13 protein-coding genes are annotated in these 16,772 nt (G+C 66.2%); 5 read left to right on the forward strand and 8 right to left on the reverse strand.

Translation table 11 applies throughout. The features are described 5' to 3' along the window. Positions 1 to 4: 4 nt before the first annotated feature. Complete coding sequence (locus tag ACLMAJ_RS25120; RefSeq protein ID WP_412016281.1) at positions 5 to 262, reverse strand: hypothetical protein; 258 nt, start codon at positions 260 to 262, stop codon at positions 5 to 7. Between the two features lie 98 nt (positions 263 to 360). On the opposite strand from ACLMAJ_RS25120, the gene ACLMAJ_RS25125 reads away from it, so the two are divergent. Beyond that, complete coding sequence (locus ACLMAJ_RS25125; protein WP_412016282.1) at positions 361 to 2,349, forward strand: glycoside hydrolase family 15 protein; 1,989 nt, start codon at positions 361 to 363, stop codon at positions 2,347 to 2,349. Positions 2,350 to 2,361: 12 nt separating this feature from the next. Here ACLMAJ_RS25125 and ACLMAJ_RS25130 read toward each other — a convergent pair whose 3' ends face one another. After that, positions 2,362 to 4,155, reverse strand: a complete 1,794-nt coding sequence (locus ACLMAJ_RS25130) for a dynamin family protein (protein ID WP_412016283.1) — start codon at positions 4,153 to 4,155, stop codon at positions 2,362 to 2,364. Between the two features lie 111 nt (positions 4,156 to 4,266). Further along, on the reverse strand, positions 4,267 to 6,549 hold the full coding sequence (locus ACLMAJ_RS25135; RefSeq protein ID WP_412016284.1) for a chromosomal replication initiator protein DnaA: 2,283 nt from the start codon (positions 6,547 to 6,549) through the stop codon (positions 4,267 to 4,269). Between the two features lie 340 nt (positions 6,550 to 6,889). Here ACLMAJ_RS25135 and ACLMAJ_RS25140 point away from each other — a divergent pair, with 340 nt between their 5' ends. Genes ACLMAJ_RS25140 through ACLMAJ_RS25150 form a run of 3 tightly spaced genes read left to right on the forward strand, consistent with a single transcriptional unit; the run spans position 6,890 to position 9,665 of the window. Then, a complete protein-coding gene (locus tag ACLMAJ_RS25140; RefSeq protein ID WP_412016285.1) occupies positions 6,890 to 7,351 on the forward strand; it encodes a hypothetical protein in 462 nt (153 codons plus the stop codon). Positions 7,352 to 7,377: 26 nt separating this feature from the next. Next, positions 7,378 to 8,070, forward strand: coding sequence for a response regulator transcription factor (locus ACLMAJ_RS25145; protein ID WP_412016286.1), 693 nt, complete (start codon positions 7,378 to 7,380; stop codon positions 8,068 to 8,070). 23 nt (positions 8,071 to 8,093) lie between these two features. Beyond that, the gene (locus ACLMAJ_RS25150; RefSeq protein ID WP_412016287.1) at positions 8,094 to 9,665 is read left to right on the forward strand and encodes a sensor histidine kinase; all 1,572 of its coding nucleotides are present in this window, start codon (positions 8,094 to 8,096) and stop codon (positions 9,663 to 9,665) included. Positions 9,666 to 9,681: 16 nt separating this feature from the next. Here ACLMAJ_RS25150 and lepA read toward each other — a convergent pair whose 3' ends face one another. Then, positions 9,682 to 11,541 (reverse strand): translation elongation factor 4, encoded by a 1,860-nt coding sequence (gene lepA, locus ACLMAJ_RS25155; RefSeq protein WP_412016288.1) that lies wholly within the window; start codon positions 11,539 to 11,541, stop codon positions 9,682 to 9,684. A 199-nt stretch (positions 11,542 to 11,740) separates the two neighbouring features. Between lepA and ACLMAJ_RS25160 the strand changes: the two genes are divergently transcribed. Then, positions 11,741 to 12,319: a type II toxin-antitoxin system PemK/MazF family toxin gene (locus ACLMAJ_RS25160; protein WP_412016289.1), complete on the forward strand. Its 579-nt coding sequence runs from the start codon at positions 11,741 to 11,743 to the stop codon at positions 12,317 to 12,319. A gap of 23 nt (positions 12,320 to 12,342) precedes the next feature. On the opposite strand, the gene ACLMAJ_RS25165 is transcribed toward ACLMAJ_RS25160, so the two are convergent. The 4 genes from ACLMAJ_RS25165 to ACLMAJ_RS25180 form a co-directional block, all read right to left on the reverse strand. Next, positions 12,343 to 13,128 carry an aquaporin gene (locus ACLMAJ_RS25165; protein WP_412016290.1) on the reverse strand — a complete coding sequence of 262 codons (786 nt, stop codon included), beginning with the start codon at positions 13,126 to 13,128 and terminating at the stop codon, positions 12,343 to 12,345. A gap of 186 nt (positions 13,129 to 13,314) precedes the next feature. After that, positions 13,315 to 14,157: a transglutaminase family protein gene (locus tag ACLMAJ_RS25170; RefSeq protein ID WP_412016291.1), complete on the reverse strand. Its 843-nt coding sequence runs from the start codon at positions 14,155 to 14,157 to the stop codon at positions 13,315 to 13,317. Positions 14,158 to 14,221: 64 nt separating this feature from the next. Then, entirely contained in the window at positions 14,222 to 15,199 is a 978-nt protein-coding gene (locus ACLMAJ_RS25175; protein ID WP_412016292.1) for an alpha-E domain-containing protein, read from the reverse strand. Beyond that, complete coding sequence (locus tag ACLMAJ_RS25180) at positions 15,199 to 16,734, reverse strand: circularly permuted type 2 ATP-grasp protein (protein WP_412016438.1); 1,536 nt, start codon at positions 16,732 to 16,734, stop codon at positions 15,199 to 15,201. The genes ACLMAJ_RS25175 and ACLMAJ_RS25180 overlap by 1 nt, the downstream gene beginning before the upstream one ends. Between the last annotated feature and the right edge of the window lie 38 nt (positions 16,735 to 16,772).

The following is a 16,772-nucleotide window of genomic DNA, read 5'->3' on the forward strand; positions in this document are numbered from 1 at the left end:
GGCATCAGCGCGCACCGCTCTGTACGGGCTCGCGTACTTCGCGCGCGGCGGTGATCGGTTCTTCGATCGCGATCGGGGCTACGGCGCGATCACGGCCGAGGACGTGCAGTGCGACGCGCAGCACGCGGTCGAGGCCGTAGGCGATGGCGAAGCTGATCGGGACCATGCCGACCAGGACAACGAGGAACTGTGGGATGAACGGTAGGCCCGCCACCCATAGCTCGAAGCCGTCCCACCAACCACCGATCGCATGCACAGCCACAGCCTACTCATGCCGGACAACCGAGCCGTAAACGAGCGCGGGACGTCGCAGACAGCGCGACCGGTGGACGTCCGGCCGTGCTGGAACGAAGATGAGGTATGGCGTCTTACGATGATCTGACCGTCCCGGAGCCCGACGGCCTGCCGATGCTCAGTCCGATGACGGTGTCACAACATCACGCCACCTTTCCGCCGATCGACGACTACGCGTTCCTTTCGGACTGCGAGAGCACCTGCTTGATCGCCAGTAACGGGGCGGTCGAGTGGATGTGCGTGCCACGCCCGGATTCGCCGAGCATCTTCGGCGCGATGCTCGATCGCAGCGCCGGTCACTTCAGGATCGGGCCGTATGGCGTCAATGTGCCCGCCGCGCGCAGGTATCTGCCGGGCGGGATGATCCTGGAAACCACCTGGCAGAGCGAGACCGGCTGGATTATCGTGCGTGACGCGCTGGTGCTCGGGCCGTGGCACAACAACGATCAGCGCAGCAAGACCCATCGCCGCACCCCGATGGACTGGGATGCCGAGCACATTCTGTTGCGGACGGTGAAGTGTGTGAACGGCACGGTTGAACTCGAGATGAGCTGCGAACCGGCCTTCGACTACCACCGGGCGACGGCGAGTTGGCAGTACACCGGCAAGGTCTACGAGGAGGCCACCGCGGTACGCACCGGTGACCCGAGCGCAGGCCCTTCGCTGGTGTTGACCACCGATCTGCGGCTCGGCCTCGAGGGACGTGAGGCGCGCGCCAGGACCAGGATGAAAGAGGGCGACGAAGTCTTCGTCGCGCTGACCTGGTCAGAGCTGCCCGCGCCGCGCACCTTCGAGGAGGCGGCCCAGAAAATGTGGGCGACCACCGAATCGTGGCGGCAGTGGATCACACTGGGCAACTTCCCCGACCATCCGTGGCGCAACTACCTGCAACGCAGCGCGCTCACGTTGAAGGGGCTCACCTACGCACCGACCGGCGCGCTGATGGCCGCCGCCACCACCTCCCTGCCCGAAACGCCTGGCGGCCAACGCAACTGGGACTATCGGTACAGCTGGGTGCGCGACTCCAGCTTCGCGCTGTGGGGCCTCTACACCCTCGGACTCGACCGCGAAGCCGACGACTTCTTCGCCTTCCTCAACGATGCGACCACCGGCGACGACGGCGAACCTGTTCCGCTGCAAGTGCTTTACGGCATCGGCGGTGAACGGGAGATCGTCGAATCCACCCTCGACGGCCTGTCCGGCTACGACGGCGCCCGTCCGGTCCGCATCGGCAACGGCGCGTACAACCAGGACCAGCACGACATCTGGGGCACCATGCTCGATGCGGTGTACCTGCACGTGAAGTCACGCCAGCAGGTTCCGGAGACGCTGTGGCCGCTGCTGGAACGCCAGGTGCGCGCGGCCATCGCGCATTGGCGCGAGCCCGACCGCGGCATCTGGGAAGTACGCGGCGAGCCGCAGCATTTCACCTCGTCGAAGGTGATGTGCTGGGTGGCCCTGGACCGCGGCGCGAAACTGGCCGAGCTGCACGGCCAGTTCGAACACGCCACCGAGTGGTACACCATCGCCGAGGAAATCAAGGCCGACGTGCTCGCCAACGGCGTGACCACGAATGGGGTGTTCACCCAGACCTACGGCGGCGACACCCTGGACGCCTCCCTGCTACTGGTGGTACTGACGCGCTTTCTGCCGCCCACCGACCATCGGGTGCGTGCCACGGTGCTCTCGATCGCCGACCGCCTCACCGAGAACGGCCTTGTGCTGCGGTACCGCACCGAAACCACCGACGACGGACTTCCCGGTGAGGAAGGCACCTTCACCATCTGCTCGTTCTGGCTGGTGTCGGCGCTGGTGGAGATCGGCGAATTGCAGCGGGCCAGACACCTGTGCGAGCGGCTGCTCGGATACGCGAGCCCGCTGCGGCTCTACGCCGAGGAGATCGATTCGCGCAGCGGCCGCCACCTGGGCAACTTCCCGCAGGCGTTCACTCATCTGGCACTGATCAACGCGGTCACGCATGTGATCCGCGCCGAGGGGTCGCGCCACACCGGCGCCTTCCAGCCTGCCCACACCCCCGCCAGTCATCCTTGCTGAGTAGGACTTTCGCTAGACCGGGGCGAGATCGTCTGCGATCGAACGCAATCCGCGCAACTTGCCGAGTTGGAGGTCGAGGTCGGCGATTCGCTGTTCCCTGCGGTCGCCGTACTTCCCGGACGCCTCCTCCGCGGTACGCAGCGCGTCGTCGGCCGCGCGCAGCACATCGGTGGCGATGTCGGTGAAGTGGTCGCGCAGCGTGCGCTGCATGGCGCGCAAACGGTTTCGCGATTCCTTGCCGACCTGGAAGACAACATCGTCCATCAGCCTCGCGACCGCGACCTTCGCCTCGGCCTGGCGGCGCTGCTTGCGCGATTTGCGATCGTCCCACAGCGCGTTGGCGCCGAGCAATACCGCAGCGGCGGCCGAATACCAGTTCACCAGTGGCATTTTCAGCAGGCTGGTGAGCAGGCCGACCATCAGCAGGCCACCGTAGGAACCGCGCATGGCGGTCAACAATTGGGTGAGCACACCGGCCTTCGCGCTCACCAGTTGTTCCAGCGGTGCGACCGGCTCGAGGACTTCTCCGGGATTGGTCAGCCGCAGATCCGGCAACGACGGCGCTCGGTTATCGGCCGGGAATCGCGCGGCGACCTGCTCGGAGAGCTCCAATGCTCGATAGTGCGACATCACGAAGTTCTCTTCGACGGCCTCGCAGATGCGCGCGTCCAGATCGGAGCCGAATTCTTTCCACCGGCGAGCCGGATCGGTTTCGGCGATCTCGACCTCGGCGTCGCGGACCAGGCTGCGTAGCCGGTGGCGGAGGTCGTGTTCGATATCGGCCATCAGTTCGGTGCTGCCGTCGACCAGGGTGACCTGCCAGTTCGCGGAACGCTGCCGCAGCTGGTCGGCCTGATCGCGGGCGATGACCAGTCGCTCGGTGATCTCGGCGCGCTTGCGCGGATCACGCAGCGTTTCCGCCTCGGTCCGCAGCGTCATGGCCAGATGGTCGGTGACGAGTCGGATGTCCTGCACGGCGGCGTCGAGCGCGACGGTGTCGGCCCTTGCCACCACATAGTCGCGCAGGTGATCGATGAGCTGCGGCACACCGGACTCGATGCCGCGCTGGTAGTCGCCCGCCTCGCGGTGCAGCTGCGCGGAAACCGGCGCGACCGCGAAGCCGAGCCCTGCCGTGTCGAGCAGGTCTCGGTTGCGTTGCTGCACCTGCGCCCACTGCGGATACAGGTCGATCTTGTTGAGCACGCAGATCACAGTCGGGCAGACCTGCTGGATGCGCTGCAAACGGGTGATCTGTTTCTGCGTGAGTTCGGCGCCCGCGTCCGCGACATACAGCACGGCGTCTGCTGCGGCGATCATCGACCAGGTGATGTGGTCGTCACCATTGGCCCCGGGGGCGTCCATCACCACGACACCATCGGCGAGAAACGCACTCGGCTCGGTGAATTCGGCGCGGATCACGCCCTCGGCACTGAGCGCGGGACCCGGATCCAGCGGATCGACCGACTGGCGTTCGGTGTGTCCGTTGATCGACTTCACCAGGGTCGCAGCCGATTCCGATGCGTACTCGACGATCACCGGAACGCTCAGCACACTGTCGGTGGCACTGACCTGCGCCCCGACCAAACTATTGACCAGCGAGCTCATGCCGTTCTTGGGATCACCTACGACCACGAGCCGGACCCGAGGGTCGCTGACCCTTGCCCGCACCATATTGAGGCGTCCACCGAGATCGTCACGACCGGCGGATCTGGTCATCTCCCGCAGTTCGTCGAGAATCCGGATGAGTGGCGCCATCGCGTCCGGGTGTTTCACCGTCACGGCCTCCAACCCGGCTGCGGCAGACAACACTCCTCCTATCTCTTGTTCGCTCTGTCTCGTGTTCGCTTCGCTCAACGATGACATGACGGCGTGCGGGCAATGCACGCACCCCGTACCAGGCTCTCGGTGTTCTATCGGCTACATGAGCACGCTGTCCAGCCCACCGAGGAGCAAGTGGTCGACCTCGTGCATGCCCGCCTCCGGCATGAGCGGAGCAGACAGGCCGCCCGCGGCCATGAGTGTGAACGCGGAATGATCGTTGGCGACGGGCATCGCGTACATCGAGGCGTCGTTGTGCGACAGCAGCGCGCTCATCGGGTCGTTGAGCTCGCTCGCGATTCCGTGCGGCTTCGGATCGAGGCCGCCGAACGGCGGCGCGATCGTGGCAGGCCCCTGCCCCGTGGGCCACGGGTTCCCCGTTGGCAGCGGGGCAGTCGGCAGATCGATATCCATCGACGGCGTGATCGGGATCAGCGTCGGCGCGGGCGCGGAGTGCGAAATCGTCGGCGGCAGCGAGGGCTGCAGGGTCGGCACATCCACCGTCGGAATATCGACGCTCGGCAAGGTGTGTGTGCTCGGCGCGGTGTGGCCTGTTGTGCCGGCGCCGGCGCTCGGCAGCGTCACATCGTTGTCCGGTGTCGAGGGGCGCGTGGGAATGACCGTCGTCCCCGGCATCTGGGTGCCGGGAAAGCCCGGTGTCTTGGTTATGTCGATCCCGGAGCCCGCGCTCGGTGTCGGGATCCCGATGGTCGGCAGTTTGGTGATGTCGAGTTCGGGGAACTTCGTGGTACCCAGATCGGGCGTGACCTGGCCGGGAGTCGGCATCGTGGGAGTGATGGTGGTCGGGATCGTCGGGATGGTCGGGATAACCGCGGTCGGCACGAGGCCCTCGGTCGGCAGGTCGATCACCGGCTTCACCACAACCGGCTGCACGGGGTGGTCGAACAGCGTTGGCAGCACCGCGGCGGGCGCGGTCAGCGGCGACGGACCCGGTGGCGGCGCAAGCACATTGGCGATCGGTGTGCTCGCCGCGTCCGGCTGGATGGTGGTCTGCAACGGGGTGGCCGCCACCGGCTGCACGACATTCACCACGGGCGGGGGCGGCGCGATGGGCGCGGGTACCGGCACGATCGGCTGCACCGGGACAACGGACAGGGCCGGCGGCGCCACCACGGGTGCCACCGGCTGATGGCCGACTCCGCTACCGCCGAGACCCGAAGCGCTGGGCGTACTTCCGTGCTGCTCCGCGGCCGAACGTCCGGACGGGCCCGCGGCCGGCATCCCGTGACCACTGTCGTCGAGCCAGCCGTTGAAGTGATCGACCTGATCGCCGACGTCGCTGCCCGCGGCCGTGACGACTTTCAGATCCGCGGGGGCTTCTATCTTCGGGTCGCTGTTCGGATAGGCACCCTTGGTGCCGGTTCCGACGCCCACAGTGGACTGGGTGTGTACATCCATCCCGGCCTTCGCACCGAGGAATACACCGAGGTCCCCGTTGCCGACTCCGTCGAAGTGATGGTGGCCCGACATGCCGTCGAAGTTCTGACCGGACATCACGTTCGACATACCGTCGAACATGTGGCGCGGCAGCGCATTCGGCGTTTCGTCGTACACGTCGCCCGATACCGTGTCGGATGCCTCTTGGCTGACGGCATGCAATTTCGTGCTGTTCGCGACCGGAAGCCGAGGCAGTCCGAATACGTCCCCGGGTGCGGCGAAACCGCCGCTATCGGGCATGCCGAAACCGTTCCCGGCCTGGCCCAAACCGTGCCGGGGCAGACCGAAACCATGTCCGTCATTGGATGATTCGTCTTCGGCCTTCTCGTCTTCGCGGCCGTTGATCGCGTCCCACCAGTTCGGCGCGTGCCACTCGGGCAGTTGGAATCCGGACGGGCCGGATGGTGCGTGCGTTTCGGGCGCCGGGTCGCGCCCGTCGGGCGTCGACGGCGCCTTCCACGTGGGCGGGTTGTTGGCCTCGGGCCAAGTCGAGGTCGAAGGCGAGTGGCTCGGCCCATCCGGCGAAACGACGCGAATGTAGGGCCCGCTCGATGGAGCGTGTCCGTTGGGAGCCGGGGGGGTGGTCGGGACGGAGGGCAACTGGAAGCCGTGATGGCCCACGTCGCGTGGCGGCGCCGGTATCGAATGGGGATCGGGCTCAGGGAAGGTGACGACGGGGCTCGGCGCATCGGGTTCGGGATCGTTGCTGGCGGGCGCTGCCCAACCGGTATGCCAGCTGTCGAGCCGTTGCGACCCGGGATGGCTGGGCGCGGTGCCGCCGTTGGCGGCCACCAAGGCACCGCCGGTCACGTATGCGCCCGCCCTCGCCACCCGCGCGACGCCGGTGGCAACGCGGTAGGCCGTATCGCCCGCTCGGTCGTCAGCATCCGTGTCATTGCTGTCGAAGGGCAGGTCACTCGTCATGCAAGCTCCACTCTCGGGTTTCCAGCATCCTCACCAACGCCGGGCACACCCGAGTGAAGATCATCTAACGATATTTCCGGAAATCGCAACTGTCACATTCTTCGGCAACCCTGCCATGGCAATAACCAGAACGGAAGCCCCCTATTCCCACTGGATACAGCCCCGAATAGGTGCCACTACCGGGCCCGATTCCCCCTCGCCGCGCGCCGTCGCGACGGTGCATCGAAGTGGCGTCGACAAAGATTAAGAGTTTTCTAACAATTGCTCGAGAGCCGCTGAAGATCCGCTCCTTACCATCGGTCCCGCCGGATCATCCGGCACCCGACGCCAAGGAGTCCCGATGACCGCAATCCTCGCCCGCGGCCGCGCCCGCATCGCCGCCGTCCTCACCGTGACCGCACTCGCAGGCGCAGCGGCCGCGCTCGTGGCCGGCGCCGCGTCCGCCCGGCCACCGGTGCCGTTACCGACCGAGCCCGGCGCTCCGACCATCGTCTGTGCCATCCCCGCTCCGCCGAACGCGCCTGCGGTTCCCGGCCCCCCAGTCCACTTCGAGCGTGTCGAACCACTACCGACCGGGCCCGGCCCACAGGTCCGAATCGAGCGTGCCCGACCACTGCCGCCGGGTGTTGTCGTACCGGACTGCCCCGATCTCGGCGAGCACGGCATCGTCTCCGTCCGGCCCGGCGACCCCGTCGGTCCGCAGGTGACCATCGAAAGAGGCGGACCCGGCGAATTCGGCATCGCCTTCGCCCAACCCGCCCAACCTGCGCGTATCGCACCGACCGGCAGTAGCGGCCGCTGATCGACCGGCGGCTCTATGGTGGCCCCATGACCGGACAACGCATCTTGGTCGTGGACGACGAGATTCGAGTTCTCGCGTCACTGCGACGCGGACTCGAGCTCTCGGATTTCGAGGTGATCACCGCGAGCGACGGCGCCGAAGCGCTGACGATGGTCCACAGCGCGGCGCCCGACGCCATGGTGCTCGATGTGAACATGCCGAATCTCGATGGCGCGGGCGTGGTTACGGCGTTGCGTGCGATGGGCAACGACATCCCGATCTGCGTGCTCAGCGCCCGCACCGCGGTGACCGACCGGATCGCGTGCCTCGAGCGCGGCGCCGACGACTACCTCACCAAGCCCTTCGACCTCGGTGAGCTGGTCGCGCGGTTGCGAGCGCTGCTGCGTAGAAGGCCCCCGGTCATCGCGCCGCCGGGAGATCTGTGTCGAGTCGGTCAGGTGGAGATCGACCACGCGGGATATCGGGTGCGGTCCAGCGGCGCGACGGTGGAACTGACCAAACGCGAATTCGAGGTGCTCGCACTGCTGGCCAGAAATATCGGCATCGTGCTCGGCCGCGAGCAGATCCTGTCCGCGGTATGGGGCTACGACTTCACCACCGACACCAATGTGGTCGATGTGTTCGTCTCCTACCTGCGCCGCAAACTGGAGGCATCTGGCGCACCGCGCGTGGTGCACACGGTGCGTGGTGTCGGGTTCGTCTTGCGGGAGCAGCCGTGAACAATCGAGTCAAAAACACCGCCGTGACTGTGCGGGACAAGGCCACGTCACTGTCGCTGCGCGCTCGGGTGGCGCTCGTCTCCGGGGTCGTTGCCGCACTTGTGGCCATCACGCTCGGCAGCGCCTACGCCGCGCTGCTGGACGCCGCCGGTTCCCGGCAGTTCGACGAGACGGTGTCGACCATGGGGGTCGCGGTCGCGCAACCGTTGGACAACCCACCGCCCCCGGGGATTGCGGCGCCGCCCGAGTTTCGGCAACCGGGGCCCAGGCCGCCAGGACTTCCGCCGCTTGATTCCGCGCCGCCGGAATCCATGCCGCCATTCGCGTTTTCCGGATGCTGGTCGTCCGGGTTCGCGGTTCCCGGATCTCCGCCTACGGGGTCCGCGCCACCTGGAGGTCCGCCGGCCGGATACGCGCTACCCGCAATGCCGCTGCCGCCTTTTCCACCACCCGGTGTTCCGTCATCGGGATCGGCGGTTCCCGGATTTCCGTTGCCCGCACCGCCGATCGCCGCATCAGGCGATGTCCGTACCACTGTCCAGGGCCTGCCCGGCTTGATCGTGCGGCTCGAACCCGACCGCTCGCTGGTGGATTCGGCCATTCGGCGTAGCCAGCTGATCGGTCTGGGGATCGGGCTCGCGGGTATCCTCGTGGCCGCTGTGCTCGGCTGGTTCCTTGCCGGGTACGCCGCGCGACCGCTGCGCAGGCTCGCCACCGCGACGCACGGTATAGAGACCTTGGAAGGGCTGCCGCCGCTGTCCGGGCGCGGCGCACGCGAAGCGGAGGAGCTCTCCGACGCGATTACCAAAATGCTGACGCGGCTGGAGGCCGCACACGGCGCGACTAATCGCGCGCTGGCAAGTGCCCGCGATTTCGCCGCCGTCTGCGCGCACGAGCTGCGCACGCCGCTCACCGCCATGCGCACCGACCTGGAAGTCTTGGCCACCAAGGATTTACCGGCCGAACAGGAACGCGCGGTGCTCTCCGATGTGCTGCTCGCCGAACGCCAGATCGAGAACACCCTCGCCGATCTGGAACGACTGGCCGTCGGTGAACTCACCGAATCCGACGCCTTCGAACCGTTCGAGCTGTGCGAAACCCTCGACCGCGCGGTGCAGGACGCTCGCCGCAGGCATCCCGGGTTGCAGATCGACCTCACCGAATGCGCTCCGACCACGGTGACCGGCCTGCCCGGTGGTCTCATGCTGATCGTCTCGAACGCGGTCGCCAATGCGGTGCAGCACGGTCACGCGAACACCGTCACCGTCGCGGCCCGCCGCTACCGCGCAGCCGAGCCGACCGGTGCCGACTCGTCGAACACCTCGAACCACACCGACTCGAACACAGCCGACCCGGCCCTCGACTCGAGCTCGGGCGTCGAGATCCTCATCGACGACGACGGCACCGGCATCCGCGAAAACCTCCGCACCGATGCCTTCGACCGTTTCGTCAAAGGTCCTGGCTCCCCCGGCTCCGGCCTCGGCCTGGCCTTGGTCCGCCAGCAAGCCGAACTCCATTCGGGTACAGCAGAACTCGCCGACAGCGCACTCGGCGGCACCCGACTCCGGGTGTGGATCGCGACACCGAAGTCCTAGCTGTGCACGTTCTGGTCTACTTGCCCTTCGGCTTGTCCGAGGCGGCGTCCGAAGACAGGGCTGCGACGAAGGCTTCCTGAGGAACCTCCACGCGGCCGATGGTCTTCATCCGCTTCTTGCCTTCCTTCTGCTTCTCGAGCAGCTTGCGCTTACGGCTGATGTCACCGCCGTAGCACTTGGCGAGGACGTCCTTGCGGATGGCGCGGATGTTCTCGCGGGCAATGATTTTCGAGCCGATGGCGGCCTGGATGGGGACCTCGAACTGCTGGCGCGGGATGAGCTCGCGCAGCTTGGTCGTCATCTTGTTGCCATAGGCCTGGGCAGCGTCCTTGTGCACGATGGCGGAGAACGCGTCGACGGCCTCGCCCTGCAAAAGGATGTCCACCTTCACCAGCTGCGAGATCTGCTCGCCGGACTCCTCGTAATCGAGACTGGCGTAGCCGCGGGTGCGTGACTTCAACGAATCGAAGAAGTCGAAGATGATCTCCGCCATCGGCATGGTGTAGCGCAGCTCGACGCGGGTCTCCGACAGATAGTCCATGCCGCCGAGCTCACCGCGACGCTGCTGACACAACTCCATGATCGAGCCGATGAACTCGCTCGGGGTGATGACGGTGCACTTCACCTCCGGCTCGAAGACCGTGCGCACCTTGCCTTCCGGCCAATACGAGGGGTTGGTGACGACGTGCTCGGTGCCGTCCTCCATCTCCACCCGGTACACCACGTTCGGCGCGGTGGAGATCAGGTCCAGATCGAACTCGCGCTGCAACCGCTCGCGGGTGATCTCCATGTGCAGCAGGCCGAGAAAACCGCAGCGGAAGCCGAAGCCGAGCGCCACAGACGTTTCCGGCTCATAGGTCAGCGCGGCGTCGTTGAGCTGCAACTTGTCCAGGGCATCACGCAGATCGGGGTAATCCGAGCCGTCTACCGGGTAGAGGCCGGAGTACACCATCGGGCGCGGCTCGCGATAGCCGGTGAGTGGTTGCGTCGCGCCGTTGCGGGCCACGGTGACGGTGTCACCGACCTTCGACTGGCGCACGTCCTTCACGCCGGTGATCAGGTAACCGACTTCGCCGACGCCGAGCCCCTGGGTCGGCTTGGGTTCCGGGGAGACGATGCCGACCTCGAGCAACTCGTGGGTCGCGCCGGTCGACATCATCTTGATCTTCTCGCGCGGCACAATCCTGCCGTCGACAACGCGGACGTAGGTGACCACGCCGCGATAGGTGTCGTAGACCGAGTCGAAGATCATCGCGCGGGCCGGTGCGTCGGGATCACCGACCGGTGCCGGAACCGTCTTGATGACCTCGTTGAGCAGCTCGGTGACACCGACGCCGGTCTTGCCGGACACCCGAAGCACATCGTCGGGCTCGCAGCCGATGATGTGCGCGATCTCGCTCGCGTAGCGATCAGGGTCGGCGGCGGGCAGGTCGATCTTGTTGAGCACCGGGATGATCGTCAGTTCTTTGTCCAGCGCGAGGTAGAGATTCGCCAGGGTCTGCGCCTCGATGCCCTGGGCCGCGTCCACCAGCAGCACCGCACCCTCGCAGGCCTCCAGCGCACGCGACACCTCGTAGGTGAAGTCGACGTGGCCGGGCGTGTCGATCAGGTGCAGCACGTAATCGGTGCCGTCGACCTGCCACGGCAGCCGCACATTCTGCGCCTTGATAGTGATGCCGCGCTCACGCTCGATATCCATCCGGTCCAGATACTGGGCACGCATCTGCCGCGGATCGACCACACCGGTCAGCTGCAGCATGCGATCGGCCAGCGTCGACTTTCCGTGGTCGATGTGCGCGATGATGCAGAAGTTCCGGATCCGCGCGGGATCGGTGAACGTTGTGTCGGCGAAGCTGGCGGGCACTCCACTCCTCATTGGTATCGGCAAACTGCCGTCTATCGTCCCATGGTCGGTGCGGAGCAATTGCCATCGGTTGTCCGTAGTCCAGGTCACACTCGGTGCGTTCGCGCCATCAGACGACCATCGCCGCATCGCACAATCGGCAAATTCGCCTTCGTACCAGTCGGATTCCTGCCCGGATGTGCGAACGGCGGCGCGCCGTTATTCTCCAGAGATGGCCCGAAGTTGGAACTCTCTCGGCAAGCAGCTAGGCCTCATCGCGAAGGAGCAGGGTACCGAGATCGTCAAGCAGCAGGGACCGAAGCTGGTGGGCAAGTTGCAACGCTCATCACTGCTGGAACGCGCGGTCGGCTCGATCACGCAGCGCAAGACGTCTGCCGTCGCCGTACGCCCCACCGCGTCCTCCCCCGTGCCGACGGCCGCGCGCGCCAGGCAGATCGTCTACGCACCGCAGCTGGACGGCCGCGCCGACCCCGGCGAGATCGTATGGACCTGGGTTCCCTACGAGGAGGACCCGAACAACGGCAAGGACCGCCCCGTCCTCGTCGTCGGGCGCGACCGCAAAACGCTGCTCGGTTTGATGCTTTCGTCCAACCCACGACGCGCGCACGACCGCGACTGGGTCGCGATCGGCAGCGGCAGTTGGGATCACGAGGGCAGGCCGAGCTGGGTTCGCCTCGATCGGGTCCTCGATGTGCCGGAGGACGGCATCCGCAGGGAGGGCGCCATCGTGCCACGCAAGACCTTCGACCTTGTCGCGCACCGGCTGGTCATCGAATACCAGTGGAGCTGACCGACCTGCCCCTGACGAAAACCTCAGCTGATCATTTCGCGGGAGCGACCGAAGAGCATGCCGTAGACCAGCGCACCGAGAGCTCCGCCGATCAGTGGGAAGACGATGAAGGCCCAGACCTGGCCCATCGCGCCGTCCTGGTAGGGCGCGACAGCGAGCGCGCGGACCGGGTTGATCGCCGCGTTGTCCACCGGGATCGCGACCGTATAAATGACGGTCAGGGCCGCGCCGATCGAGAGACCGGCCAGCGGGACATCGGAGAGCTGGTCGGTCGAGGCCAGCACCACGAACACCAGCAGCGCGGTCAGCATCACCTCGATGATGATCACCGCGGCAAGGCCGTAGCCGTTTTCGATGACGACGAGGCCGCCCGGTCCGGTAATCGCCGACGGACTGTGCTTGCCCCAGCCGTTGGCACCGAGCCCGTGGGCCGCGCGGTCGTAGGAAGGCAGGTTCTTCGCGAGGGCGAACAGCACGAGACCGGCGAGGAACCCGCCGATCAGCTGGGCGATCACGTATCCGACCGCGCTGATCGCGGACAGCCGGCCGAGCAGCAGTTGACCGAGGGTCACCGCCGGATTGACGTGGCAGCCGGAGATCGGTCCGATCGCGTACACCAAGAACAGCAGGGTCAGCCCGAAGGCGAACGCCACACCGAGCGCACCTACCCGCTCACCGGCCAGTACCGCGGTACCGACACCGCCGATCACGAGAACGAACGTACCGAGCGCCTCCGCAGCCCATTTCTTGGCGTCCGGGGTGGGTTCCAGCTCGGTGGCTTCCTCGTTGACTTCCTGAGCAGTGGGCATACACGTCACCTTCCGAGAGGACATCCCCGCGTGCACGGGGAGCACACTGGTACTGCTTGGGGTCCTGCTGCGTTCGATGTTGCCGATCTGATCGGGACGTTACGCGAGGCGGATGGGCTCCACAACAACCATCGACGCCCGAACAGCGGTTTTCTCGGTCGGACGACCATGCCACCGGCCGTCGAGCTACGCGAGCCGGGTGATCTCCACGACGACATCGAGGTCTGTCGAGCCGCCGCCGGAAAAGATTCCCTTCAGTGGCGGCACATCCGCGTAGTCGCGCCCGACACCGACCGAGACGTGCTGTTCGTTGATTGCGATGTTATTGGTGGGGTCGTAGCCCCACCACTGGCCGGTCCACGCTTCGATCCAGGCGTGCGATTGCCCTGCTACGGTCGCGTTGATCTCGGCGTCCGGGTTGGGGTGCAGGTAGCCGGAGACGTAGCGGCTCGGTATACCCATGCTGCGCAACAGGACCAGGGTGAGGTGCGCGTAATCCTGGCAGACCCCTTGCCTTTCGGCGAACGCCTGCACGGCAGAGGTGCGCACCGAGGTGGTGCCGACCAGGTAGGTCATCTCCTGATGCACCCATTCAGCCACGCGCACAACGGCTTTCGCTGGTGGCACGCCACGCGCAAGTTGTCGCGCTATGGTCTTCAGCTTTCGATCCTCCGGCACATAGGTGGTCGGGGCGAGCATTTCGTCGAACCGGTCGGCGGTCTGTTCCCTGTGCAGATCCTCCCAGCTCAGTTCCTCGGCCGGACCCGCGAAGGGCTCGGTCTCCACCACCGAGGACCCGGTGACCTCCAATTCGGCATGCGGCGCATGCAAGTCGAAGGAGGTGACCGCGGTGCCCCAGTAGTCGGTATAGCGGTAGGAGCGGGTCGATGGCACCGTCTCCACGCGATTAAGGATGACGTTCTGCCTGCTGTCGGCGCGCGGGGTGAGCCGGGCCTCGTTGAACGACCGGGTGACCGGTGCGTCGTACACATAACCGGTGGTGTGCACCACCCGAATCCGCCAACTCACCGCTGCACCTCGCTGACGCTCGGCTCGGTCGTTGCCCGCGACACTGTGTCTTCGGTCCGCTCCATCACAGCTCTCCCTCCACCTGCGCGTGGCTGTCGATGCTGCCGTGACGCAGATCCGTCCACGCCACCCACGGCGCGACATGGAAGTACTGCGAGGCGATCGCCTCGCCTACCTCGCGGAAATTCTTCTGTAGCAGCAGCAATCGGCTCTGAAGGTCCTCCAAGAGCACGCCGGGGCGTAGGAATTCGAGTTCGCTGCGAGCCCTTCCGAGTACTCGCTGTGCCTCGTGCCGTGCGCCGACCCTGCTGGTCGGCCGTTGATCGAGTTCGGCGAGGCAGTCCTCGGCCACCAGCACCGAATGGAACAGCGACCTCGGGAATAGTCGGTCGAGCAAAATGAATTCCGCGACGAGGTTGGCGTCCAGCGCGCCACGATGGGTGCGCAGGTAGGTGTCGTGCGCACCCGCCGAGCGAAGCACGGTCACCCAGGCCGGTGACGAGGTGCGGTCACCGGCGCGCGAAAGCAACAGTCGCACTGTCATATCCGCGCGTTCGAGGGAGCGGCCGAGCAGCATGAACCGGTAGCCGTCGTCGCGACTGAGCGTCGAATCCGAGAGTCCGGCGAACATCGCCGCCCGATTCTTGACGTAGTGAAAGAACTCGTGTGGCCCGAGGCTGCGTGCGGAACGCTCGGCGGCGGCGAGCCCGATATAGGTGGCGTTCAAGCACTCCCACATCTCGCTGGAGGCGACTTCTCTTGCCCCCTTAGCATTTTCGCGCGCATTCGCGATCGAGTTGGTGATCGACGCACCGTGCTCGGGACTGAACGCCACCAGGTCGGTGACCGACCAGACATCCAGTTCGCCCTCCGGCGGCTCGATACCGAGCACCCGCAACAACACCCGTGAGGTGCGATCCGGATCAACCGTCGCGTCTTCGAACAACTGATGCACCGCGACGTCGAGGATGCGGGCGGTGTCGTCGGCGCGCTCGACGTAGCGGCCGATCCAGTACAGCGATTCGGCGTTGCGGGCCAGCATCAGCGCACCGTCCCAGGACCGGACTGTTGTTGCTGTTGTTGTTGCTGATTGGCTTGCTCGACGGTCAGCTCCCGGCCCAGCTCGCGCGAATCCGCCTGTGGCGGTTCACTTACCAGCTCCGTACCATCCAATTCCCTGTCGGCGAGCGAGTCGCGCCCGGACAACACCCAGGTGTCCTTACTTCCGCCGCCCTGACTGGAGTTGACGACAAGGGAGCCCTCCTGCAGCGCGACCCTGGTCAACCCACCGGGCAGCACCCAGATGTCGTCGCCGTCGTTGACCGCGAATGGCCGCAGGTCGACATGGCGCGGAACCAGCTCGTTGCCGATCTTGGTCGGCACCGTCGACAACTGGACCACCGGCTGCGCGACCCAGCCACGCGGATCCGCCTTGATCCTGCGGCGTGCGGCCTCGAGCTCACGCAGCGTGGCGTCGGGACCGATGATGATGCCGTAGCCGCCGGAACCCTCCACCGGTTTGATCACCAGCTCGCCGATCCGGTCGAGCACCTCCGCGCGCTCGTCGTCGAGCCAGCAGCGATAGGTGTCGACATTCGGCAGCACCGGCTTCTCGCCGAGGTAGTACTCGATGATCGTCGGCACGTAGGCGTAGATCAGCTTGTCGTCGCCGACACCGTTGCCGATCGCGCTGGAGATGACGACATTGCCCGCCCGCGCGGCATTCAGCAGGCCCGCTACCCCGAGCACCGAATCGGGCCGGAAGTGCATCGGGTCGAGGAAGTCATCGTCGATGCGCCGGTAGATCACGTCGACCTGCCGTTCCCCCGCGGTGGTGCGCATGTACACGACGTTGTCCCGACAGAACAGGTCCCTGCCCTCGACCAACTCCACGCCCATCTGCCTTGCCAGCAGCGAATGCTCGAAGTAGGCCGAGTTGTCGACGCCTGGCGTCAGCACGACGACCGTCGGATCGGCCTCGTTCGGCGCGGCCGAGGCGCGCAGCGCCCGCATCAGATGGCTCGGATAGTCGCCCACCGCACGCACCTGGTGTGAAAAGAACAGATCCGGAAAGACCCGCGCCATGGTGCGCCGGTTCTCCATCACATAGGAGACGCCGGACGGTGACCGAAGATTGTCCTCCAGGACCCGGAATTCGCCGTGCTGGTCGCGAACGAGGTCGATGCCGGCCACATGGATGCGCACCCCGTTCGGTGGCACCAGGCCGGCGGCCTCGCGGTGGAAATGCTGGCAGGAGGTGACAAGCCGCCGCGGGATCACCTCCTCGCGCAGGATGCTCTGCTCGCCGTAGATGTCGGCGAGGAACAACTCCAACGCGGTCACCCGCTGTTTGATGCCGCGCTCGAGCTTGCTCCATTCCGCCGCCGCGATGACACGCGGCACCAGATCGAGCGGGAAGGGCCGCTCCTGCCCCGATAGCGAGAACGTGATGCCCTGATTGATGAAGGCGCGATCGAGGGCATCCGAGCGCGCCTCGAGATCCGCGACATCAATGGGCGCGAGGGCGGAGAATATGCCCCTATACGGCTGGCGCACCCGGCCCGCGCCATCGAACATCTCGTCGAAGGCCTGGGCGTAACGGCCCGGTGCATAGC

The sequence above is a fragment of the Nocardia arseniciresistens genome (genome assembly GCF_046764875.1).
In the GTDB taxonomy this organism is placed as follows: Bacteria; Actinomycetota; Actinomycetes; order Mycobacteriales; family Mycobacteriaceae; genus Nocardia; species Nocardia arseniciresistens.